Annotated in this window: 22 protein-coding genes and 1 pseudogene; 13 read left to right on the top strand and 10 right to left on the bottom strand. The window is 65.6% G+C overall.

Features of this window, described 5'->3' with window-relative positions; all coding sequences use genetic code 11:
* Positions 1–13 precede the first annotated feature (13 nt).
* From hscA to der, 11 genes are all read left to right on the top strand, one after another.
* The gene (gene hscA, locus ACLF6L_RS04970; protein WP_412852493.1) at positions 14–1,885 is read left to right on the top strand and encodes a Fe-S protein assembly chaperone HscA; all 1,872 of its coding nucleotides are present in this window, start codon (positions 14–16) and stop codon (positions 1,883–1,885) included.
* 24 nt (positions 1,886–1,909) lie between these two features.
* On the top strand, positions 1,910–2,248 hold the full coding sequence (fdx, locus tag ACLF6L_RS04975; RefSeq protein ID WP_040405983.1) for an ISC system 2Fe-2S type ferredoxin: 339 nt from the start codon (positions 1,910–1,912) through the stop codon (positions 2,246–2,248).
* Positions 2,249–2,265: 17 nt separating this feature from the next.
* Entirely contained in the window at positions 2,266–2,463 is a 198-nt protein-coding gene (gene iscX / locus ACLF6L_RS04980; protein ID WP_238618182.1) for a Fe-S cluster assembly protein IscX, read from the top strand.
* A 204-nt stretch (positions 2,464–2,667) separates the two neighbouring features.
* The gene (ndk, locus tag ACLF6L_RS04985; RefSeq protein ID WP_008933117.1) at positions 2,668–3,099 is read left to right on the top strand and encodes a nucleoside-diphosphate kinase; all 432 of its coding nucleotides are present in this window, start codon (positions 2,668–2,670) and stop codon (positions 3,097–3,099) included.
* 94 nt (positions 3,100–3,193) lie between these two features.
* On the top strand, positions 3,194–4,315 hold the full coding sequence (rlmN, locus tag ACLF6L_RS04990; RefSeq protein ID WP_412852494.1) for a 23S rRNA (adenine(2503)-C(2))-methyltransferase RlmN: 1,122 nt from the start codon (positions 3,194–3,196) through the stop codon (positions 4,313–4,315).
* Complete coding sequence (gene pilW, locus ACLF6L_RS04995) at positions 4,312–5,079, top strand: type IV pilus biogenesis/stability protein PilW (protein ID WP_412852495.1); 768 nt, start codon at positions 4,312–4,314, stop codon at positions 5,077–5,079. The genes rlmN and pilW overlap by 4 nt, the downstream gene beginning before the upstream one ends.
* 1 nt (position 5,080) lies before the next feature.
* Positions 5,081–6,043: a helix-turn-helix domain-containing protein gene (locus ACLF6L_RS05000; protein WP_412852496.1), complete on the top strand. Its 963-nt coding sequence runs from the start codon at positions 5,081–5,083 to the stop codon at positions 6,041–6,043.
* A 66-nt stretch (positions 6,044–6,109) separates the two neighbouring features.
* Positions 6,110–7,405, top strand: coding sequence for a histidine--tRNA ligase (gene hisS, locus ACLF6L_RS05005; protein ID WP_412852497.1), 1,296 nt, complete (start codon positions 6,110–6,112; stop codon positions 7,403–7,405).
* 28 nt (positions 7,406–7,433) lie between these two features.
* Entirely contained in the window at positions 7,434–8,069 is a 636-nt protein-coding gene (locus ACLF6L_RS05010) for a YfgM family protein (RefSeq protein WP_412852498.1), read from the top strand.
* Complete coding sequence (bamB, locus tag ACLF6L_RS05015) at positions 8,069–9,223, top strand: outer membrane protein assembly factor BamB (protein ID WP_412852751.1); 1,155 nt, start codon at positions 8,069–8,071, stop codon at positions 9,221–9,223. The genes ACLF6L_RS05010 and bamB overlap by 1 nt, the downstream gene beginning before the upstream one ends.
* Positions 9,224–9,248: 25 nt before the next feature.
* Positions 9,249–10,649: a ribosome biogenesis GTPase Der gene (gene der / locus ACLF6L_RS05020; protein ID WP_238618130.1), complete on the top strand. Its 1,401-nt coding sequence runs from the start codon at positions 9,249–9,251 to the stop codon at positions 10,647–10,649.
* Between the two features lie 13 nt (positions 10,650–10,662).
* Here the strand turns inward: der and ACLF6L_RS05025 are convergent, their stop codons facing one another.
* From ACLF6L_RS05025 to ACLF6L_RS05035, 3 genes are all read right to left on the bottom strand, one after another.
* Positions 10,663–10,818 carry a hypothetical protein gene (locus ACLF6L_RS05025; protein ID WP_008932778.1) on the bottom strand — a complete coding sequence of 52 codons (156 nt, stop codon included), beginning with the start codon at positions 10,816–10,818 and terminating at the stop codon, positions 10,663–10,665.
* A 33-nt stretch (positions 10,819–10,851) separates the two neighbouring features.
* A complete protein-coding gene (locus ACLF6L_RS05030; RefSeq protein ID WP_238618132.1) occupies positions 10,852–11,910 on the bottom strand; it encodes a YgfZ/GcvT domain-containing protein in 1,059 nt (352 codons plus the stop codon).
* Positions 11,911–12,088: 178 nt separating this feature from the next.
* Positions 12,089–12,802: a YhcB family protein gene (locus ACLF6L_RS05035; protein WP_412852499.1), complete on the bottom strand. Its 714-nt coding sequence runs from the start codon at positions 12,800–12,802 to the stop codon at positions 12,089–12,091.
* Between the two features lie 455 nt (positions 12,803–13,257).
* Here ACLF6L_RS05035 and ACLF6L_RS05040 point away from each other — a divergent pair.
* Positions 13,258–14,063: pseudogene (locus ACLF6L_RS05040) on the top strand (NifU family protein).
* Positions 14,064–14,084: 21 nt separating this feature from the next.
* On the opposite strand, the gene ACLF6L_RS05045 reads toward ACLF6L_RS05040, so the two are convergent.
* The 7 genes from ACLF6L_RS05045 to asd form a co-directional block, all read right to left on the bottom strand.
* Positions 14,085–14,333, bottom strand: a complete 249-nt coding sequence (locus ACLF6L_RS05045; protein WP_008932783.1) for a succinate dehydrogenase assembly factor 2 — start codon at positions 14,331–14,333, stop codon at positions 14,085–14,087.
* A 128-nt stretch (positions 14,334–14,461) separates the two neighbouring features.
* On the bottom strand, positions 14,462–15,238 hold the full coding sequence (locus tag ACLF6L_RS05050) for a succinate dehydrogenase iron-sulfur subunit (RefSeq protein ID WP_008932784.1): 777 nt from the start codon (positions 15,236–15,238) through the stop codon (positions 14,462–14,464).
* A 26-nt stretch (positions 15,239–15,264) separates the two neighbouring features.
* A complete protein-coding gene (sdhA, locus tag ACLF6L_RS05055) occupies positions 15,265–17,055 on the bottom strand; it encodes a succinate dehydrogenase flavoprotein subunit (RefSeq protein ID WP_008932785.1) in 1,791 nt (596 codons plus the stop codon).
* A gap of 3 nt (positions 17,056–17,058) precedes the next feature.
* The gene (gene sdhD / locus ACLF6L_RS05060; RefSeq protein WP_008932786.1) at positions 17,059–17,439 is read right to left on the bottom strand and encodes a succinate dehydrogenase, hydrophobic membrane anchor protein; all 381 of its coding nucleotides are present in this window, start codon (positions 17,437–17,439) and stop codon (positions 17,059–17,061) included.
* Positions 17,440–17,452: 13 nt separating this feature from the next.
* Positions 17,453–17,830 carry a succinate dehydrogenase, cytochrome b556 subunit gene (gene sdhC, locus ACLF6L_RS05065; RefSeq protein WP_008932787.1) on the bottom strand — a complete coding sequence of 126 codons (378 nt, stop codon included), beginning with the start codon at positions 17,828–17,830 and terminating at the stop codon, positions 17,453–17,455.
* Between the two features lie 161 nt (positions 17,831–17,991).
* Positions 17,992–18,168 (bottom strand): succinate dehydrogenase assembly factor 4, encoded by a 177-nt coding sequence (locus ACLF6L_RS05070; protein ID WP_412852500.1) that lies wholly within the window; start codon positions 18,166–18,168, stop codon positions 17,992–17,994.
* Between the two features lie 174 nt (positions 18,169–18,342).
* Entirely contained in the window at positions 18,343–19,209 is an 867-nt protein-coding gene (gene asd / locus ACLF6L_RS05075) for an archaetidylserine decarboxylase (RefSeq protein WP_008932788.1), read from the bottom strand.
* Between the two features lie 42 nt (positions 19,210–19,251).
* Between asd and prmB the strand changes: the two genes are divergently transcribed.
* Positions 19,252–20,157 carry a 50S ribosomal protein L3 N(5)-glutamine methyltransferase gene (gene prmB / locus ACLF6L_RS05080; protein ID WP_412852501.1) on the top strand — a complete coding sequence of 302 codons (906 nt, stop codon included), beginning with the start codon at positions 19,252–19,254 and terminating at the stop codon, positions 20,155–20,157.
* The last annotated feature ends 109 nt before the right edge of the window (positions 20,158–20,266 follow it).

Here is a 20,266-nt window from a genome sequence, read left to right on the forward strand (position 1 = left end):
GATTCAACTTGCCATGGCGCTATTGCAGATCTCCGAACCCGGCATGTCGCCGGACCCCCATCAGCGACGTCTCGCGGTGGGGATCGACCTGGGGACCACCAATTCCCTGGTGGCGACCGTGCGCAACGGGGTGGCCGAAACCCTGCCCGACGAGGCCGGCCTTCACCTGCTGCCTTCGGTGGTGCATTACGGGACCGAGGGCCGGGTGCTGGTGGGGCATGAGGCCCGGCGCCTGGCTGCCCTGGATCCCCTCAACACCCTGTCTTCGGTCAAGCGCCTGATGGGGCGCGGCGTGGGCGATCTCAAGACCCTGGCCGGGCATGTTCCCTACGATTTCGCGCCGGGCGAGGGCGGCGTGCCCCGCATCCGTACCCAGGCCGGGGAGGTGACCCCGGTGGAGGTCTCCGCCGAGATCCTCAAGGCCCTGCGCGGGCGGGCAGAAGCCTCCCTGGGCGGGGATCTGGACGGGGCCGTGATCACCGTGCCCGCCTATTTCGACGATGCCCAGCGCCAGGCCACCAAGGATGCCGCCCGTCTGGCCGGTCTGAACGTGTATCGTCTGTTGAACGAGCCCACCGCCGCCGCCATCGCCTACGGTCTGGACCAGGGCCATGAAGGCCTGATCGCCGTGTTCGATCTGGGTGGGGGGACGTTCGATATCTCCATCCTGCGCCTGCACAAGGGGGTGTTCGAGGTCCTGGCCACCGGCGGCGACAGCGCCCTGGGGGGGGACGATTTTGACCGCGCCATCGCCGCCTGGATGATGCAGGAGGCGGGCATCGAGGGCGACGCGGGGCATCACCGCATGCGCCAGCTCATCCTGGACGCCTGCGCCGTCAAGGAAGCCCTCACCGATCGTGACGAGGCCCAGTTGCGGGTGGCCCGCTCGGACTCCGAATACTGGACCGGCTGCATGACCTGCCACCAGATGAACTGTCTCATCGACCCCCTGATCAGCAAGGCCCTGTCCGCCTGTCGGCGGGCGATGCGGGATGCCGGGGTGAGCCGCGAGGAGATCACCGACGTGGTCATGGTGGGCGGTTCCACCCGGGTGCCGAGGGTGCGGGAGCGGGTCGGGGAGTTCTTCGGCCGCGAACCCCGGGTGGACATCGATCCGGACAAGGTGGTGGCCGTGGGGGCCGCCCTGCAGGCGGACATCCTGGCCGGTAACAAGCCCGGCGACGAGATGCTGCTGCTGGACGTGATTCCCCTGTCCCTGGGCATCGAGACCATGGGCGGCCTGGTGGAGCATCTGATCCCCCGCAATACCACCATCCCCGTGGCCCGCGCCCAGGAATTCACCACCTTCAAGGATGGTCAGACGGCCATGGCCCTGCATGTGGTTCAGGGCGAGCGGGATCTGGTGGACCACAACCGTTCCCTGGCCCGTTTCACCCTGTCCGGGATTCCGCCCATGGTGGCGGGGGCCGCCCGGGTGCGAGTGACCTACCAGGTGGATGCGGATGGCCTGCTCAATGTGACGGCCCGGGAAATGGTCAGCGGGGTACAGGCCGGCATCGAGGTGAAGCCGTCCTACGGTCTCACCGACGGCGAGATCGAGTCCATGCTCACCGATTCCCGCAGCCATGCCGCCGAGGACATGCAGGCCCGTCGCCTGCGGGAACAACAGGTGGAGGCGGACCGGGTCCTGGAAGCCCTGGAATCGGCCCTGGCCGCCGATGGGCATCTGCTGGATCCGGACGAGCTGGAGGGCATCCGCGCGGCCAGTCGCACATTGCTGGAGGCGCGCCGGGGAGAGGATCACGAGGCCATCCGCCGGGCCATTGCCGAGGTGGAGAAGGCCGGCGAATCCTTCGTCGCCCGGCGCATGAACGAGAGCGTCCGCAAGGCCATGTCCGGCCATCGTGTCGAGGAATTCGAATAAACCCAGCTGGGAGTGAACGACCACATGCCGCAAATCATCTTTCTTCCCCACGAGGAGATCTGTCCCGAGGGGGCTGCCGTCGAGGTGGAGTCCGGGACCTCCATCTGCGATGCCGCCCTGGCCAACGGCATCGAGATCGAGCATGCCTGCGAGAAGTCCTGTGCCTGCACCACCTGCCATGTCTATGTGCGGGAGGGACTGGACAGCCTCGATGAGGCCACCGAGGACGAGGAAGACCTGCTGGACCGGGCCTGGGGCCTGGAGCCGGATTCGCGCCTCTCCTGTCAGGCCCGCGTGGGGGATCGGGATCTGGTGGTGGAGATTCCCCGTTACACCATCAATCAGGTGTCCGAGCATCACTAGGAGGCTGCCCCATGAGCTTGAAATGGACCGATAGTCTGGACATCGCCCTGGCCCTGCAGGAGGCCCATCCGGACGTGAATCCGACCCAGGTGAATTTCGTCGACCTGCGCAACTGGATCATGGCCCTGCCGGATTTCGAGGATGATCCGGAGCGTTGCGGCGAGCGCATCCTGGAGGCCGTGCAACTGGCCTGGATGGAGGAGTACGACGGCTAGGGTCGCCGTTCTCCCGCGATCGGTTTTTCCTTCCGGAGCCGGGCTTGTCCGTGCCGCCTTCGGTGCCGGGTCATTGTCTGTCACCCGCCCCGCAAGGTAACATTCCCCCTCTGCATCACGATGCAATCTTCTTCCCTTGACGCAGGTCATGACGGCCTGCGTTGCAATCTTGCACTTCCATATCCCATATCGGAGTTCCATTCCATGGCTGTTGAACGCACCATTTCCATCATCAAGCCCGATGCCGTCGCCAAGAACGTGATCGGCGAGATCTACAGCCGCTTCGAGAAGGCCGGCCTGCGCATCGTTGCCGCCCGCATGATCCAGCTCAGCCGCGAACAGGCGGAAGGCTTCTATGCCGTGCACAAGGAGCGCCCCTTCTTCAATGATCTGGTGAGCTTCATGATCAGCGGTCCGGTGATGGTGCAGGTTCTGGAAGGCGAAGACGCCGTTGCCAAGAACCGTGAACTGATGGGTGCCACCAATCCCAAGGATGCCGCCCCCGGCACCATCCGCGCCGATTTCGCCGACAGCATCGACGAGAACGCCGTGCACGGTTCCGATGGCGCCGACACCGCCGCCCAGGAAATCGCTTTCTTCTTCAAGCCCGAAGAACTCTGCCAGCGCACCCGCTGACGGACGGCGTCACGCCGAACCGGGGGCGGGTTTGCCCGCCCCCGGCAGGGGCTTGCCCCATATGCTTTTCCGGCCACCGCCGGTGGATAGATCCATGAATGAAAGTACCAAGACCAATCTGATGGGCATGACGCGGGAGGAACTGGCCGGGTTCTTCGTCGCTCACGGCGAAAAGCCCTTCCGTGCCGTGCAGGTGCTCAAGTGGATCCACCAGCGGGGCATCACTGATTTCGCCGCCATGACGGACCTGACCAAGGGTCTGCGGGCCTGGCTGTCCGAACATGCCGAGGTCCGTGCCCCCGAAATCGTCATGACCCAGGCCGCCCGCGACGGCACCCACAAGTGGTTGCTGCGGCTGGACGACGGCAATTGCATCGAGACCGTGTTCATTCCCGAGGAAGGTCGCGGCACCCTGTGCGTGTCCTCCCAGGTGGGCTGCGCTCTGGACTGCAGCTTCTGTTCCACCGCCCGTCAGGGTTTCAACCGCAACCTGACCGCCGCCGAGATCATCGGCCAGCTCCATGCCGCCCGTGGCCATCTGCAACCGGAAGAGGGGCAGAGCCGGGTGGTGAGCAACGTGGTGCTCATGGGCATGGGCGAACCCCTGCTCAATTTCGAACCCGTGGTGGCGGCCATGTCCCTGATGCTGGAGGACAACGCCTACGGCCTGAGCAAGCGCCGTGTCACCCTCAGCACCGCCGGCGTGGTGCCGGCCCTGGACCGGCTGCGCGAGACCGGTCTGCAGGTGGCCCTGGCCCTGAGCCTGCATGCGCCCAATGACGCCCTGCGCGATCAATTGGTGCCCCTGAACCGCAAGTACCCCATCGCCGACGTGCTGGCGGCCTGCCGTCGTTATGTGGGCAACGGGGGTCATCACAGCCGGGTCACGGTGGAATATGTCCTGCTCGACGGGATCAACGACAGCCAGGCCCAGGCCCGGGAACTGGCGGCCCTGTTGCGGGACGTGCCCTGCAAGGTCAATCTGATCCCTTTCAATCCCTTTCCGGAAAGCCGTTACCGCCGCTCCAGCGGTGCCGCCATCGACCGGTTCCGGGACATCCTGGTGCAGGCCGGTTACACCACCATCACGCGCCGTCCCCGTGGCGACGACATCGACGCCGCCTGCGGTCAGCTGGTGGGACGGGTGGAAGACCGGAGTCGCCGTGTGATGCGCTTTGCCGCGTTGGAGAACCCGCCGGGAGCCGCGCCACCATGAAGCCGACCCTTGTTCTGCCCGGTCTGATGCTCTGTACCGGCCTGTTGCTGGTCGGTTGCGCCGTCACGCCCCAGGTCCAGGAGCGTGAACAGCGTGCCGCCCAGGTGAACATGGAACTGGGTCTGCACTACATGCGCAACAATCAGCTGGAGCAGGCCAAGGGCAATCTGGATCGTGCCCTGTCCCAGGATCCCGGGTCCGCCCAGGTTCACGCCGCCTACGCCCTGCTGCAGGAGCGGCTGCGTGATCCCCGGCTGGCGGATCGTCACTTCCGGCGCGCCCTGGATCTTGAACCGGGGAATGCCCTGGTACAGAACAACTACGGGACCTTCCTGTGCCGGCAGGATCGCCTGGACGAGGCCGATCGGGCGTTTCGCGCCGCGGCGGACAATCCTCTTTACGCCACGCCCGAGGTGGCCTGGACCAACGCGGGCATCTGCATCCTGAAAAAGCCGGACGAGGAGCAGGCGGAGCGCTATTTCCGGCGGGCGCTGGAAAGCAATCCGCGCCATGTCCCCGCCTTGTATGAGATGATGCGCCTGACTTTCGAGCGCGGACGCTATCTTCAGACCCGTGCCTATCTGCAGCGCCTGACGGAACAGATGCCCCACACCCCGGAGACCCTCTGGATCTGCTATCGGGCCGAACTGGAATTGGGCAACCGGGATGCCTCCGGGGTCTGCGCCCTGCGCTTGAAGAACGATTTCCCGGACTCAGAACAGACCACACGATTGCTGGAAACCGAATCCCGTGGCAGAAGATAGAATGCAACAAGAAGACTGGGGTACGCACTCGCCCGCGGCGGCTTCGCCGGGTGCGTTGCTGCGGGCCGCCCGCGAGCAGGCCCGCATGGCTCGGGAGGATCTGGCGGCGCGCCTGCATCTGCCGCTGCGAACCCTGGAAGCCCTGGAAGAGGATCGTTTCGAACAACTGCCCGAGCCGCCCTATGTGCGGGGTTATCTGCGCGGCTGCGCCAAGATCCTGGAAGTGGATGCGGAGCCCATGATCAGCGCCCTGGAGCAGGCTACCGGCGCCCTTCGGGAGCGACTGGAGATCGCGCCCTCGCTCGCTTCCGGCGACGACAGGAGCACGGCGCGCACCACGGCGACCGCCGCTCCCGCCGCTTCGGGCGGCGCGGGTCCCTGGGTCATCATCATCGGCGTGGTGCTGCTGGCGGCATTGATCCTCGGCCTGTTCCTGTTCTCCGGCGACCTGTTCCGTGATCCGGCGCAACCGGAGGCTGGTGGCGAGGAGACCGCGCCGGTAAGCGCCGAACCCTCGGTTCCGTCGCTTCCCGCCCGGATCGTACCGACCCTGGAAGCGCCGGAGTCGGAGTCCCCGGCCGTCGAGTCCGCCGCTCCCGCCCCGGCAACCCCGGAACCGCCCCTGGCGCCGCCCGCCGCAACCCAGGCGACGCCGGCAGCGCCTTCGCCCGAGGCCATTGCGGCGCCCGTCGCCACCGAGCCGCCGCCACCGGCGGGGCAGGGGCGCCTGGTATTGCGCTTCGAGGAAGACTCCTGGGTGGAGATCACCGATGCGGGAGGGAATCGGCTTCTGGTGGGTCTGATGCGCAAGGGGTCCGAGCGTCGCATCGAGGGGGCCGTGCCCATCCGGGTATTCCTGGGTAACGCCCCGGGGGTTCGTCTGACCTTCAATGGTCAGTCCATGGACATGTCCGGAGATACCCGGGCCGACAACACCGCCCGTTTCACCGTGGGGCGGCGCTGATAGCGTCGTCCGCCGTCGGCGTCATCCGCGCCGCCGTTCCGACCGTTTGACACAGATCCGAGATTGATGAGCAGGCAGATTAGATCCATCCGGGGGATGCACGACATCCTGCCCGAGTACACAGGCGCCTGGCAGTGGCTGGAATCCCGCATTCGGGATACCTTGAGCAGTTACGGCTATCAGGAGATCCGCCTTCCCATCGTGGAGAGCACGGACCTGTTCGCCCGTTCCATCGGCGAGGTGACGGATATCGTCTCCAAGGAGATGTACACCTTCGAGGATCGCAACGGCGACAGCCTGACCCTGCGTCCCGAGGGTACGGCGGGTTGTGTCCGGGCCGGAGTGGAGCATGGGCTGTTGCACAATCAGCAGCAGCGACTCTGGTACATGGGTCCCATGTTCCGTCACGAGCGGCCCCAGAAGGGCCGCTACCGCCAGTTTCATCAGATCGGTGTTGAAGCCTTCGGCATGGAAGGCCCCGACATCGATGCCGAACTGATCCTTATGACCGCGCGCATGTGGCAATCCCTCGGGCTTCGGCAGGTGCGCCTGGAGCTGAACAGCCTGGGGTCCGCGGAGGCCCGCGCCGCCTATCGCGAGCACTTGGTGGCCTATTTCCAGGCCTATCAGGACCAGCTGGACGAGGAATCCCGCCAGCGGCTGCACACCAACCCCCTGCGCATTCTGGACAGCAAGAATCCGGACCTGCGGCCGCTGATCCAGGCGGCCCCGAGCCTGCTGGACCATCTGGACGCGGCTTCAAGAACCCACTTCGAGACCCTGCAGGCCATCCTGACCCGGGCCGGCGTCGAATTCACCATCAATCCCCGTCTGGTTCGCGGTCTGGACTACTACGGCCGGACCGTGTTCGAGTGGATCACCGATGCCCTGGGCGCCCAGGGTACGGTCTGCGCCGGTGGCCGCTATGATGGTTTGGTGTCCCAGCTCGGCGGTCGGGCCACGCCGGCGGCCGGTTTTGCCATGGGCGTGGAACGTCTGCTCAGCCTGCTGGAAGACGATGGCGGCCTGCCTCGGTCCGCGCCGCCCCAGGCGTATCTGGTCCTGGCGGGGGAGGAGACCGTGACGGCGGGCATGGCCCTGGCCGAGGCCTTGCGCTCGGCCGTTCCGGAGCTTCGGTTGTTGGTCAATTGCGGCGGCGGCAGTATCAAGGCCCAGCTCAAGCGTGCCGATCGCAGCGGCGCGGCGGTGGCGCTGATCCTGGGTGAGGCGGAACTGGCGGCCGGACAGGTGTCCGTCAAACCGTTGCGCGACCCGGAGCGTCCCCAGGTCACGGTCTCCATGACCGACCTGAGTGAACGTCTCCCCGAACTGCTGGGGCTGTCGGGCCACATCGATTTCTGAATCCGCACAATCTTAAGGAGAATGATCCATGTCCTACGCGACCGACGAGGAACGCGTCGAGGCCATCAAGCGATGGTGGAAGGAGAACGGTACCGCCGTGATCCTGGGTCTGGTGGTGGGCCTCGGCGGTGTCGTGGGCTGGCGTCTGTGGACGGGCCATGTGGAGTCTCGCGCCGTGGATGCCTCGGAAATCTACATGGCCATGGTGTCCGCCGCCCGGCAGGGCAGCGAGATCGCCCACGACCATGGCACGACCCTGATGGAAGGCTATCGCAAGACACCCTATGCGGCCCTGGCGGCCCTGGAGCTGGCACGGCTGGCGGTGGAGCGGGATGACCTGGTGCTGGCGGAAGGGCGTCTGCGCTGGGCCATGGCCCAGGCCCGCACTCCGGAAATGGTTCAGGTGGCCCGGACCCGTCTGGCTCGGGTCCTGATTGCCGACGGCCGTGCCCAGGATGCCCTGAAACTGCTGGAGGATCCGGTGCCCGAAGGTTTCCTGGCCCTGGTGGAAGAGCTGCGGGGGGATGCCCATCGCGCCCTTGGGGATCATGCCCGGGCCCGGGCCGCCTATGACCGCGCCATGCTGATTTCGGGTGGACTTTCCGACTATCTGCAGATGAAGCGGGATGCGCTCAACACCCCGGTCGAGGTGACTGGTTCATGATGCCGCGACTGCTGGCCGTACTGCTCGTCACCACCTTGGTCAGCGGCTGCGGGCTGTGGAGCCGGGATACCGCGGAACCGCCCGCGCCATTGCCCCGGATCGAAGCGGAGGTGACGCCCCGGGTGTTGTGGAGCCGCAATACCGGCTCCGGCGCGGGCAAGTCCTATCTCCAGCTTTCCCCCTACCTGGGCCGGGATCGCATTATCGTCGCCGATGCCGACGGGCGGGTTTCCGCCTGGAATCTGGAAGACGGTGCCAGCCTGTGGCGGACGAACCTGCGGGTACCCGTCACCGGCGGGGTCAACGGCGGCAGCCAGGTGGTGGTGGTGGGCACCGGGCGCGGGGAGGCCATCGCCCTGAGCCCGGAGGATGGCCAGGAACTGTGGCGCCGGATGCTTTCCAGCGAGGTCATGGCCGTGTCCGAGGTGGAACAGGGGCTGGTGGTCGTGCGGACCAACGACGGCCGCCTCCATGCCCTGGATATCCTGACCGGCGAACCGCGCTGGCTGGCGGGACGCAGTACCCCGGCCTTGAGCCTGCGGGGAGCCGGTACCCCCTTGATGCTGTCCGGGCGTGTCCTGGCGGGATTCGACAATGGTCGGCTCGCCATGTTCGGTCTGGCCCGCGGTAACGTGATCTGGGAAACGGCCCTGGCCATCCCCAGCGGTCGTTCCGAACTGGAACGCATGGTGGATGTGGACGGCGAGCTGGACCTGGCCGGCGGGGTGGTTTACGGCGCGGCCTATCAGGGCCGGGTGGCCGCCTTCAGCGTGGCCGATGGACGTACCCTTTGGCAGCGGGATCTGTCCTCCTATCGCGGTGTCACGGTGGCGGGCGACCTGTTGCTGCTCACCGATGCCTTTGGCCATGTCTGGGCCCTGGACCGCCGCAACGGCGCCACCCTCTGGCAGCAGGATCTTCTGCGGCTGCGGGGGGTGACCCTGCCGGTGCCGGTGGACAGCCATGTGGTGGTGGGTGATTACGAGGGCTACCTGCACTGGCTGGCCCCCGAGGACGGTACCCTGGAGGGCCGCATCCGTACCGACCGTAACGGCATCATGGGGGTACCCCAGGTGCGTGCCGGTGTCGTCTACGTCCTGGGGCGGGGGGGCAACCTGAGTGCCGTCACCCTGCGTTCCCGGGATGATTCTTAATTTTTCATAACATCGGTATGTCCCAATGAAGCCCGTCATTGCCCTGGTAGGGCGCCCCAATGTGGGAAAATCCACCCTTTTCAATCAGCTCACCCGTTCCCGCGACGCCCTGGTGGCGGACCTGCCCGGACTCACCCGGGACCGTCAGTACGGCACCGGGCGCGTCGGTGGGTACGGCTACATGGTGGTGGATACCGGCGGGCTCAGCGGCGAGAGCGATACCCTGGATACACTGATGGCTCAGCAGACCCGTCAGGCCATCCGTGAAGCGGACCTGGTGATGTTTCTGGTGGACGGCCGTGCCGGCCTGTGCGGTGCCGACGAGACCATTGCCCAGGAGCTGAGAGGCTTCAACAAGCCGATCGTGCTGGTGGTCAACAAGACCGACGGCGTGGACCCGCAGGCGGTCACCGTCGAATTTCACCGCCTGGGTTTGGGCGAACCTCGTTCCATTGCCGCTTCTCATGGTCGTGGTATCCAGGCTCTGATGGCTTCGGTCCGATCCCTGCTGCCCGAAGCCATGGATGACGAGGACGAGGGTGAGCGCTGGCCGGGCATTCGCATTGCCTTTGTCGGGCGTCCCAACGCGGGCAAGTCCACCCTCATCAACCGCATCCTCGGCGAGGAGCGGATGGTGGCCACGGACATCCCCGGCACCACCCGTGACAGCGTTTTCGTGCCCTTTGAACGGGATGGCCAGGTCTATACCCTGATCGATACCGCCGGTGTGCGGCGTCGTTCCAGGGTCAAGGAGACGGTGGAAAAGTTCAGCGTGGTGAAGACCATCCAGGCCATCGACGCCGCCCATGTGGTGATCTTCCTGCTGGATGCCCGGGAGGGCATTGCCGAACAGGATGCCCATCTGCTGGGAATGGTGATGGACGCCGGTCGGGCGCTGGTGGTGGCCATCAACAAGTGGGACGGCCTGACCCCGGATCAGCGGGATCGGGTGAAGACCGACCTGCTGCTCAAGCTGCCCTTCCTGGACTTTGCCGAACGGCGGTTCATTTCCGCCCTTCACGGCACCGGGGTCGGCGACCTGTTCGGCGCCGTTCAGCGGGCCCATGAGTCCGCCTTCCGGGACATGGGTACCAGTGTCCTGACCCGTCTGCTGGAAAGCGCCGTGGTGGCGCATCAGCCGCCCTTGGTGCGGGGACGGCGGATCAAGCTGCGCTATGCCCATCAGGGGGGGCGCAATCCACCGGTGATCGTCATCCACGGCAACCAGACCGACGAGCTGCCGGGGGCCTACAAGCGTTACCTCACCAACCACTTCCGCGAACACCTGCAACTGGTGGGTACTCCCATCCGGCTGGAGTTCAAGAGCGGCGAGAACCCTTACGAGGGCAAGCGCAATACCCTCACACCCCGCCAGATCCACAAGCGCAAGCGCCTGATGCGGCACATCAAAAAGAAGGGACGATGAAGGCCCGGTCGGATCAGACGAGCCGCAGGTAGCCGGCCACGAACAGCACCCCCATGATCCCGGCGGTGATGTACAGGGCGTTGGAGAGTTTCCTGTTGCCGGGGCGGCTGAAGTAGGCCGCCCACAGCATGAGCAGGATCACGACGAACAGAAAGAACAGAAAACGCACGGTGATGGCTCCCGAAAGGTCATCGCTCCATCATCAGGGGGCTGCCGCCAGGTCAAAGGCGTAGGGGAGGGCCTCCACCCGGGTCGGGGTACCTTCCGGCCCCTCCAGGCGGGGTTCCCCGGCTTCCGCGCTGACGACCTGCATCACTGCCAGGGCGGCGGCGCCGCCATCGGGATGGAGCTGGGCATCGACGATGGTGCCGGCGGGCTGATCGGATGGCTGGGCCGGATCGACGAGGATGTCTCCGGGCCGTGGTGGTGTTTCCACCGGCAGGTGGATCAGATACATGCGGCGTTTGAGCTTGCCCAGGTACTGCATCCGGGCCACCACTTCCTGTCCCGGATAACAGCCCTTCTTGAAGCTCACGCCGTCCAGCAGATGCAGGTTGGTCATCTGCGGCACGAAGGCCTCGGCCGTGGCCGGATAGAGATTGGGTATCCCCGCCAGGATGTCCATCAAGGCCCATTGCGCCGCGCCCACCGGGGCGCAATGGACATTGAGGGCCTGCCAGAGTCGCTGCATGGATTCCAGGTCGCCGTACAGCTCGAAGCGGGGATGGCGACCGGGGATGCGAATGATCGTGATGCCGTCATGACGGGTACAGGCGTTCGCTTCGGCGGGGATGTCGCCACCCACGGCGTCCCTGAGCAGGGTCTCCGCATGTGGGCCGGACAGCCCCAGGGGGATGAAGGCGCCACCGGCGTCTTCCAGGCTCACCTTGGCCCGCAACACGTACAGGGAAAGACGCTTGAGCACCGCTTCCACCTGTTCCCTGGGCAGGCGCAGGTAGAAGGCATCACCGCGGTTGAACAGGCGGAATGTACAGATCATGCGGCCCTTGGCGGTGCACCAGGCACCCGGAAGGCTTCGCCCGGGACCGACCTCGCCCACATCGCAGGTGAACTGCCCCTGCAGGAAGGCGGAGGCCTCCTCGCCGTGGGCACTGATCAATCCCAGGTGTGACAGATCGCAGATCACGTCGCCGGTGACGGCCACGCTGCGTTCACGCTCCGGGTTGCCGTAGTGGGATACCCGGTCGTTGTCCATCTCGGCACCGGCGTCGAGCAGGAAGGCTTTCCACTCGGGTTTCATCAGTTCGCACCTTTGGGGATGTCTCGATATCCGAACGCCATCTTAGACCAAAGTTCGATACAAGGGGAGAAAGGGCAAGGCGCCATAAACGCACATCCCGGCACGAGGCCGGGATGTGCATGCGGGACCTGCCTGTCCCTCGGGGAGAACCCCGGTGCTCGTCCTAGGTCTGAAGCGCTTACTTCTTGGCGGCTTCCAGGTCCTTGGCGGCCAGGCGGATGCGATCAGGCTGGCCGGGGGCCTTGACGGAAGTGGCGCCGGGCATGGTCTTGGCGGACTCGGCAGCCTTGGGCTTGATGTCGCGCTTCAGCGCCGTGGCGCCACGGGGATCGGGGCGGCTCTGGGGCTTGGGCTGAGGTGCGGCGGCAGCGGCGGGCTTCTGCGGGGCCGGAGCAGCCTTGGGTGCCGGTGCGGGAGCAGCGGCCTTGGGAGCGGCAGCCGGAGCAGGGGCAGCCTTGGGAGCCGCGGGGGCGGCCTTGGGTGCTTCAGGCTTGGCGGCGGCGGGAGCCTTGGCGGCGGGAGCGGCAGCCTGAGCCGGCTTGGCGGCGGCGGGGATGGCGCGTCTCTGTTCTTCCTTGGACAGTTCCAGCAGCGCGGAGGCGCGGCGGGGCAGGAAGCGGTTGGAGGGGCCGTCACCCAGGCGATCGTAGCTGTCTACCAGGTGATCATAGAGTTCACGGTAGGAGTGGGCCATGCCCGTGAACAGGGTGGCGGTCTTCTCGAAGTGACGGTTGACCTGGGATCGATAGTTGTTGATCTTGCGCTGCTGGTTGTCCAGTTCCTTTTCCAGGTCCCGTACCCGACCGGCGTCCCCTTGCTGCCGACCGAACCAGAAGCCCAGCAAGCCCGCGCCCACAAAACCCAGGACCGTGAGCATGCTGTCCCCAACCATCAAGAACTCCCGCATATTCGCGGCTATTTCTGTCGATGACATACCTATCTCCTGCAAGTTTGCCGCCGTTGGCCCCCGCGACCATACGGGTCTTTGTGGCGGCGGTTAGCCCGCGGTGTCTTTAGGTGACGACCGCATGTTGATGACTCCGGTGAGTCGAAAATTCCGTTGATGCTATCCAGCCCGAACATTATGCACAATAACAGCAAGGTATGCTGCCATGAATTCGGGATTAAGTCGTTGTTTTCCCACTTTAATAGTCGGTTATGGGCGGTAAACCCGGAGGGCGTGTCCGGGTCATGTCACATGATGCTGAATGATGGTTTTGAAGGCCTAAGGATGACAGGGATATTTTGCAGGGAGCTTTGACCGTGGTCATGGTGACGAACAGTCGTGGGTATTTTGTGCGCTTGAAGTCCTCCGCGAAGGTCCTGGGAGGGCTGTTTCTGGTTCATATGGCCGCGCTGGCATCCGTCTGGAGCAGCGGCCTGCCGTTCTGGGGGCAGGTATCGGCCACCCTGGGCGGCCTGTGCAGTCTGGTGCTGATGGTGCGCCGGGTGGGTGTGGGGCCATTTCCCGGACAGTGGCGTGCCGTGGGTTGGGATGCCGATGGGACATGCTGGCTGGAGTCACGGGACGGTCGGCGGGTGATGGCGCGGATCCTGCCCGAGTCGGTGGTATTGCCGGGGTTGATCCTGTTGTTGCTGCGGGATGAGACGGGGCGCCGCCTGCAACTGCCGCTGATCCGGGATGCGGTGGTCGGCGGGGATCTGCGGCCGCTGCGTCTGCGCTTGCGCCGGGCAGCCAGGGACAGGCAGACTGCGGGGCCGGAGCCGTGATCACAGGCAGGAGCATGACCGTCATGACCGAAACCAGAACCGACCTGGACTCGCTGCTGAGTCCTGATGCCCACCATGTTTATTCCGAGGCGGAACTGGATGCCATCGAGGCCGTGGACCCCGAGTTGGCATTGAGGTTGGATCGCGCCCAGACCCTGGCCGCCCGGATGCGGGAGGACGCACCGGCCCGGGGTGACATCGACGAGGCGGCCGTGCGGGCCGCGGTGGAGGAGGCGCGTCGGGTGCTGATGCAGGATGGCGGCGATATCGAGTATCTGCACCTGGAGGGACGGACGGTGATCGTCCGTCTCAAAGGGGCCTGCGTGGGGTGTCCCCGCTCGGCGCTGGATCTGCGCAACATCGTCGAGCGCTTGGTCAAGGCCCGTTGCCCCGGGGTGGAGGCGGTAGTCAACCGTTTTTGATGTTGCGCAACAAAGGCGGGCTCAGCGCTCGATGAAGTGACGCCTGACGCGGTCGATCATCGTGGCCAGTTCGGCCTTTTCCACCGGCTCGCCGTAGAGGAGCCAGCGCTGGAGGTCGTCATCTTCCTGCTTGAGGATTTGCTCGAAGGTCTGCAGTTCCGCGGCATCCAGGTGTTCACCCTGGGCGAGCAGGAACCCCTCCAGCATGAGATCCAGCTCCTTGGTGCCGCGTCGGCAGTGCCAGCGTAATCGGGCGATATCGCTCATCATTCAGGACTCATGGACAGGCAGGAACGAAGTCCGTGGGGCAGGTCCGCCTGCGAACGGCGGCGCGGAAATCCCCGGCCGGATACCATCGCGGCCGGGGGTATTTCCTGGGACGGGGATATCCGGCGGACTCAGCGCCGGATCACCATCAGCTTCTTGATCTCCGCAATCGCCTTGGCCGGGTTCAGGCCCTTGGGGCAGGTGCGGGTGCAGTTCATGATGGTGTGGCAGCGGTACAGCTTGAACGGGTCCTCCAGGGCGTCCAGACGCTCACCGGTGGCCTCGTCACGGCTGTCCGCGATCCAGCGGTAGGCCTGCAGCAGGATGGCCGGACCCAGATAGCGGTCGCCGTTCCACCAGTAACTGGGGCAGCTGGTGGAGCAGCAGGCGCAGAGGATGCACTCGTACAGGCCGTCCAGCTTGGCGCGCTCTTCCTTGGACTGCAGCCGCTCGGAATCCGGCGGCGGCGGGGTCTGGGTCTGGATCCAGGGCTTGATGGACGCATACTGGGCATAGAAGTGGGTCATTTCCGGAATCAGGTCCTTGACCACCTTCATGTGCGGCAGCGGGTAGATGTTCACATCTCCCTTGATCTCGTCGATGGCCTTGGTGCACGCCAGGGTATTGGTGCCGTCGATGTTCATGGCGCAGGACCCGCAGATCCCCTCCCGGCAGGAGCGCCGGAAGGAGAGGGTGGAGTCCATCTCGTCCTTGATCTTGATGACGGCGTCCAGCACCATCGGCCCGCAGGTGTCCAGGTCCACCTCGTAGGTGTCGATGCGCGGGTTTTCACCGCTGTCCGGGTCCCAGCGATAGATGTTGAAGCGCTTGACGTTGGTGGCACCCTCGGCCTTGAAGGTCTTGCCCTTCTTGATCCGGGAATTGATTGGCAATACAAACTGGGCCATGGTCTTGCGTTCTCCTGAATCTGCGCTCAGTAGACCCGTGCCTTGGGCGGCACGACTTCCACGTCATCGCTGAGGGTGTACATGTGCACCGGGCGGTAGTCGAGCCTGACCTTGCCCTGTGCGTCGACCCAGGACAGGGTGTGCTTCATCCAGTTCTCGTCGTCGCGCTCCGGGAAGTCCTCGCGGGCGTGGGCGCCGCGGCTTTCCTGACGATTCACCGCCGAGCGGATGGTGGCCACGGCGCTGCCCAGCAGGTTTTCCAGTTCCAGGGTTTCCACCAGATCCGAGTTCCAGACCAGGGAGCGGTCAGTGACCCGCACGTCGCCGAAGGACTGGAACACCTCATCCATGCGCTCGCAGCCCTTCTGCAGGGTCTCGCCGGTACGGAACACGGCGGCATAGCGCTGCATGCATTCCTGCATGTCGCCGCGGATGGAGGCGGTGGAGCGGCCGCCGTTGGCGTAGCGCAGACGGTCCAGGCGCTCCAGGGCGGCGTCACTGGCGCCGGCCGGCAGGTCGGGCACGGAGGCGCCGATGTCCTTGACGATCTCGGCGGCGCGGATGGCGGCGGAACGACCGAACACCACCAGGTCCAGCAGGGAGTTGGAGCCCAGACGGTTGGCGCCATGGACGGACACGCAGGCCGCCTCGCCGATGGCCATCAGGCCCGGCACGATGTGGTCCGGATTGCCGTCCTTGAGGGTGACCACTTCGCCACGATAGTTGGTGGGGACGCCGCCCATGTTGTAGTGCACCGTGGGCAGCACGGGGATGGGTTCCTTGGTGACATCCACGCCGGCGAAGATCTTGGCGGTTTCGGCGATCCCCGGCAGGCGCTCGTTGATCACTTCCGGACCCAGGTGCTCCAGATGCAGGTGGATGTGGTCCTGTTTCGGACCCACGCCGCGACCTTCGTTGATCTCGATGGTCATGGAGCGGGAGACCACGTCGCGGGAGGCCAGGTCCTTGGCGTTGGGGGCATAGCGTTCCATGAAGCGCTCGCCCTTGGAATTGGTCAGGTAGCCGCCTTCGCCGCGCACCCCTTCGGTGATCAGGCAGCCGGCACCGTAGATGCCGGTGGGGTGGAACTGGACGAACTCCATGTCCTGCAGGGGCAGGCCGGCGCGCAGCGCCATGCCCATGCCATCGCCGGTACAGGTGTGGGCGGAGGTGCAGGAGAAGTAACTGCGGCCGTAGCCGCCGGTGGCCAGGACCACCAGATGGGCGCGGAAGCGGTGCAGGGTGCCGTCTACCAGGTTCAGGGCCATCACGCCGCGGCAGGTCTCGCCGTCCATGATCAGGTCGGTGGCGAAGTATTCGATGAAGAATTCCGCCTGGTGCTTGAGGGCCTGCTGGTACAAGGTGTGCAGGATGGCGTGGCCGGTACGGTCGGCGGCGGCACAGGTGCGCTGGGCGCGGCCTTCACCGAAGCGGGTGGTCATGCCGCCGAAGGGCCGCTGATAGATCTTGCCGTCCTCGGTACGGGAGAAGGGCACGCCGTAGTGTTCCAGCTCGATGATGGCGGGCACGGCCTCGCGGCACATGTATTCGATGGCATCCTGGTCGCCGAGCCAGTCGGAGCCCTTGACGGTGTCGTACATGTGCCAGCGCCAGTCATCTTCGCCCATGTTGCCCAGCGCCGCGGAGATGCCGCCCTGGGCGGCCACGGTGTGGCTGCGGGTGGGGAATACCTTGGTCACGCAGGCCGTCTTGAGACCCTTTTCCGCCATGCCGAAGGTGGCTCTCAGGCCGGCGCCACCGGCGCCCACCACCACCACGTCATAGGCATGGTCGACAATCTTGTAGTCGCCCTTCATCAATCAGCTCCCGAAAGCAATGCGCAAAATGGCGACGATCCCGATGATCGCCAGCAGCCACGCGAGAAACGTCATGGCAATGAGCACGGTGAATTTCTTGCCTTCACTGTGCACGTAATCTTCGATCACGGTGTGCAGGCCCATCTGGATGTGGTGGAACATCACCCCGACGCCGAGGATCAACAGGACCGTGTTCAGGGGTTTGGCGGCCCAGGCCAGGGTGGCCTCGTAGCCCGCGCCGGCCAGGGTGGCCAGGCTGAAGATCAGCCACAGCATCAGCGGTACCAGGGCGATGGAGGATAGACGCATCACCCACCAGTGGTGGGTGCCGTCCTTGGCGGAACCGAGGCCGCGGGCCCGGCCGAGTGGTGTACGAAGGCTCATGTGGATATCCCCGTCAGATCACGACGACCCAGAAGATCAGGGTCAGAAGCAGTGTGGTGGCCAGGGCGGTCCAGCCGGTGACGTAGACGCCCTTGATGGTCAGTGCGACACCCGCGTCCCAGACGAGATGGCGAATGCCGGCGCACAGGTGATAGAACAGCGCCAAGGTGACGGGGATCAGGATCGCGATCCCGATCCAGCCATGCAGCAGGGCCTCGGCCCGAGCGAACGCCTCGGGGCCGGCGGCCAGGGCGGCCAGCCAGTAGACCAGGATCAGGCTGGCGACGCTCAGGATCACGCCGGTGATCCGGTGCAGGATCGAGAGTACCGAGGTCATCTGCGGCCGATAGACCTGCAGATGGGGTGACAGCGGCCGGTTGTCGTTTGGCATGGCTTGGAAGGCTCCGCTTGAAGAATCCGCAGTGTGCGGGTGTTGACGGTCTGCGGCCCCGAACCCGTGATACGCATGACGCTCCGGGGCGGGGCAGGTCGTTCAGTCGTGCAATACTCGAGGATAGCGGGTGCAAGAGTGCCCGGTGGTCCGGGCTGCTTTCAGAAGTCGGTGCAACGTCCGCGCTGTTCCCAGTCACCGTGGCGGGTGGGCTCGGGACCCTGGTAGCCCCCGATCTCGCGGGTGGACTCGGCTGTGACGGATGAAGGGGTATCTGTATCGTCCGCCTTCGACGCCCGGTCATCATCGGGCGTCGATGTGTGATCTTTCTCGCTCATGGATGTTCTCTATTATTCGCCACGATAGGGGCGTCCGGGTGCTTGCGGCGGCCGATGGTGATGTGAAGACACCGGCTGCGCCCCCCGTGATATGGCTGCCGCGCATGACGCGGCGCATCAAATCCGAGTATAAATAGCAGTTCTGCGCCGGACCCGCAAGGGTCCGGCCTCGCCTCAGCGTCGCGCCAGGGCCTGGCCCATGCGCACCGCCTGCCCAGGCGCCAGTGCCGGCAGCCAGCCGGAGACCTGTTCGGGGAGTAGCAGGATGACGGTGGAGCCCAGGTTGAATCGCCCCATTTCCTCGCCCCGCGCCAGGGTCGGCGGGTTGTCCCGGTGGTCCCATCGGCACGGTGTCCGGGGGCTGCGCGGCGTGACCTCGCCGGCCCAGACCGTCTCGATGGAAGCCACGTTGATGGCACCCACCAGCACCATGGCCATGGGGCCGAAATCCGTCTCGAACAGGCAGGCCAGGCGCTCATTGCGGGCGAACAGGCCGGGTACGGTCTTGACCGTGAAGGGCGCCACCGAGAACAGGCGACCGGGCACGTATACCGATTCCCGCAGGGAGCCGTTCCAGGGCATGTGGATGCGGTGATAGTCCCGGGGGGACAGGTAGAGGGTGATGAAGTGTCCGTCGGCAAAGGGCGCCGCCAGGTCTGCGTCCCCGCCCAGCAGGGCAGTGGCCGAGTAGGCGTGTCCCTTGGCCTGGATCAACTGCCCGTCGCGAATGCGGCCGAGCTGGCTGACGCGGCTGTCCGCCGGGCTGATCAGGGTGTCCGGGGCGGGGTCCAGCGGCCGGGCGCCGGGCTTGAGGGCGCGGGTGAACAGGTCGTTGAAGCTGGCGTAGCGGCTCGGATCCGATTCGACGGCCTCGGACATGTCCAGGCCATAGCGGCGAATGAACCACCGTGCCACCGGGTCCTTGTGCCGGGTTTCCCAGCGCGACAGACGGTAGACCAGCCGCGAGATCCCATGATGGGGCAGCAGATACAGGGGCAGGGCCTTGAGCCAGTCCTGCCAGTTGGCCACTTGATCGTTCATGGGCGTATTATTCCACACCCTGAACCGCACTGGCTGATTTCCATGACCGATTCCACCGCTACCGACGGGCTGCTGACCGTCCGTGACTTCATTCGCTACGGCATGAGTCGTTTCACCGCCGCGGGCCTGAGTTTCGGCCATGGCACCGACAATGCCCTGGACGAGGCCGCCTGGCTGGTGCTTCACGCCCTGCACATGCCCCATGACATGACCGGTCCCTGGCTGGAATGCCGTCTCACCCGGGACGAACGGGCGCGGGTGACGGAACTGCTGGAGCAACGGGTGCAGACCCGCAAGCCCGCCGCCTACCTGACCGGTCAGGCCTGGTTCATGGGGCTGGAATTTTTCGTCGACGAGCGGGTGTTGGTGCCCCGCTCCCCCTTGGCGGAACTGATCCAGCAGGGTTTTGCGCCCTGGATCGAGGCCGGGGCGGTGCATCGGGTGCTGGACCTGTGCACCGGCAGCGGCTGCATCGGCATTGCCTGCGCCCATGTGTTTGACGAGGCGAAGGTGGATCTGGGCGACATTTCCCCCGATGCCCTGGTGGTGGCGCGGGAGAATATCCGTCGTCACGGCCTGGAAGGGCGGGTGGAAGCGTTGCAGTCCGATCTTTTCAAGGGTCTGGGCGGGCGCCGCTATGACATCATCGTCAGCAATCCTCCCTATGTGGACGCCCGGGACATGGCGGCCCTGACTCCGGAGTTCCGTCATGAGCCGGTGCTGGGACTGGCCTCGGGGCCGGACGGCCTGGATGCGGCCCTGGAGATCCTGCGGGGCGCGGCGGATCACCTCAACCCCGGCGGCATCCTGGTGGTGGAGGTGGGCAACAGCGCCCCGGCCCTGGAAGCGCGCCTGCCCGACGTGCCGTTCACCTGGCTGGAATTCGAGTCGGGCGGGGAGGGGGTATTCCTGCTGACCGCCGAGCAATTGCAGGCGCTGGATCTGTAGGGGTGAACCGTAAAACCGTCCCGGGATGGCCGTCGACTTGGCACAAGTCACCAAAATCCCCCAATACGTTCGGCACATCCGTCCCGAGCGGTTACAATAGACAGTTACA

Origin of the sequence: Ectothiorhodospira shaposhnikovii (assembly GCF_047222355.1) — a bacterium.
Lineage (GTDB): Bacteria > Pseudomonadota > Gammaproteobacteria > Ectothiorhodospirales > Ectothiorhodospiraceae > Ectothiorhodospira.

Coding starts and splice junctions, on each gene's coding strand:
- hscA (WP_412852493.1), top strand. CDS start 14: ATGGCGCTATTGCAGATCTCCGAACCCGGCATGTCGCCGGACCCCCAT.
- fdx (WP_040405983.1), top strand. CDS start 1,910: ATGCCGCAAATCATCTTTCTTCCCCACGAGGAGATCTGTCCCGAGGGG.
- ndk (WP_008933117.1), top strand. CDS start 2,668: ATGGCTGTTGAACGCACCATTTCCATCATCAAGCCCGATGCCGTCGCC.
- rlmN (WP_412852494.1), top strand. CDS start 3,194: ATGAATGAAAGTACCAAGACCAATCTGATGGGCATGACGCGGGAGGAA.
- pilW (WP_412852495.1), top strand. CDS start 4,312: ATGAAGCCGACCCTTGTTCTGCCCGGTCTGATGCTCTGTACCGGCCTG.
- ACLF6L_RS05000 (WP_412852496.1), top strand. CDS start 5,081: ATGCAACAAGAAGACTGGGGTACGCACTCGCCCGCGGCGGCTTCGCCG.
- hisS (WP_412852497.1), top strand. CDS start 6,110: ATGAGCAGGCAGATTAGATCCATCCGGGGGATGCACGACATCCTGCCC.
- ACLF6L_RS05010 (WP_412852498.1), top strand. CDS start 7,434: ATGTCCTACGCGACCGACGAGGAACGCGTCGAGGCCATCAAGCGATGG.
- bamB (WP_412852751.1), top strand. CDS start 8,069: ATGCCGCGACTGCTGGCCGTACTGCTCGTCACCACCTTGGTCAGCGGC.
- der (WP_238618130.1), top strand. CDS start 9,249: ATGAAGCCCGTCATTGCCCTGGTAGGGCGCCCCAATGTGGGAAAATCC.
- ACLF6L_RS05030 (WP_238618132.1), bottom strand. CDS start 11,910: ATGAAACCCGAGTGGAAAGCCTTCCTGCTCGACGCCGGTGCCGAGATG.
- ACLF6L_RS05035 (WP_412852499.1), bottom strand. CDS start 12,802: ATGGTTGGGGACAGCATGCTCACGGTCCTGGGTTTTGTGGGCGCGGGC.
- ACLF6L_RS05045 (WP_008932783.1), bottom strand. CDS start 14,333: ATGATGAGCGATATCGCCCGATTACGCTGGCACTGCCGACGCGGCACC.
- ACLF6L_RS05050 (WP_008932784.1), bottom strand. CDS start 15,238: ATGGCCCAGTTTGTATTGCCAATCAATTCCCGGATCAAGAAGGGCAAG.
- sdhA (WP_008932785.1), bottom strand. CDS start 17,055: ATGAAGGGCGACTACAAGATTGTCGACCATGCCTATGACGTGGTGGTG.
- sdhD (WP_008932786.1), bottom strand. CDS start 17,439: ATGAGCCTTCGTACACCACTCGGCCGGGCCCGCGGCCTCGGTTCCGCC.
- sdhC (WP_008932787.1), bottom strand. CDS start 17,830: ATGCCAAACGACAACCGGCCGCTGTCACCCCATCTGCAGGTCTATCGG.
- ACLF6L_RS05070 (WP_412852500.1), bottom strand. CDS start 18,168: ATGAGCGAGAAAGATCACACATCGACGCCCGATGATGACCGGGCGTCG.
- asd (WP_008932788.1), bottom strand. CDS start 19,209: ATGAACGATCAAGTGGCCAACTGGCAGGACTGGCTCAAGGCCCTGCCC.
- prmB (WP_412852501.1), top strand. CDS start 19,252: ATGACCGATTCCACCGCTACCGACGGGCTGCTGACCGTCCGTGACTTC.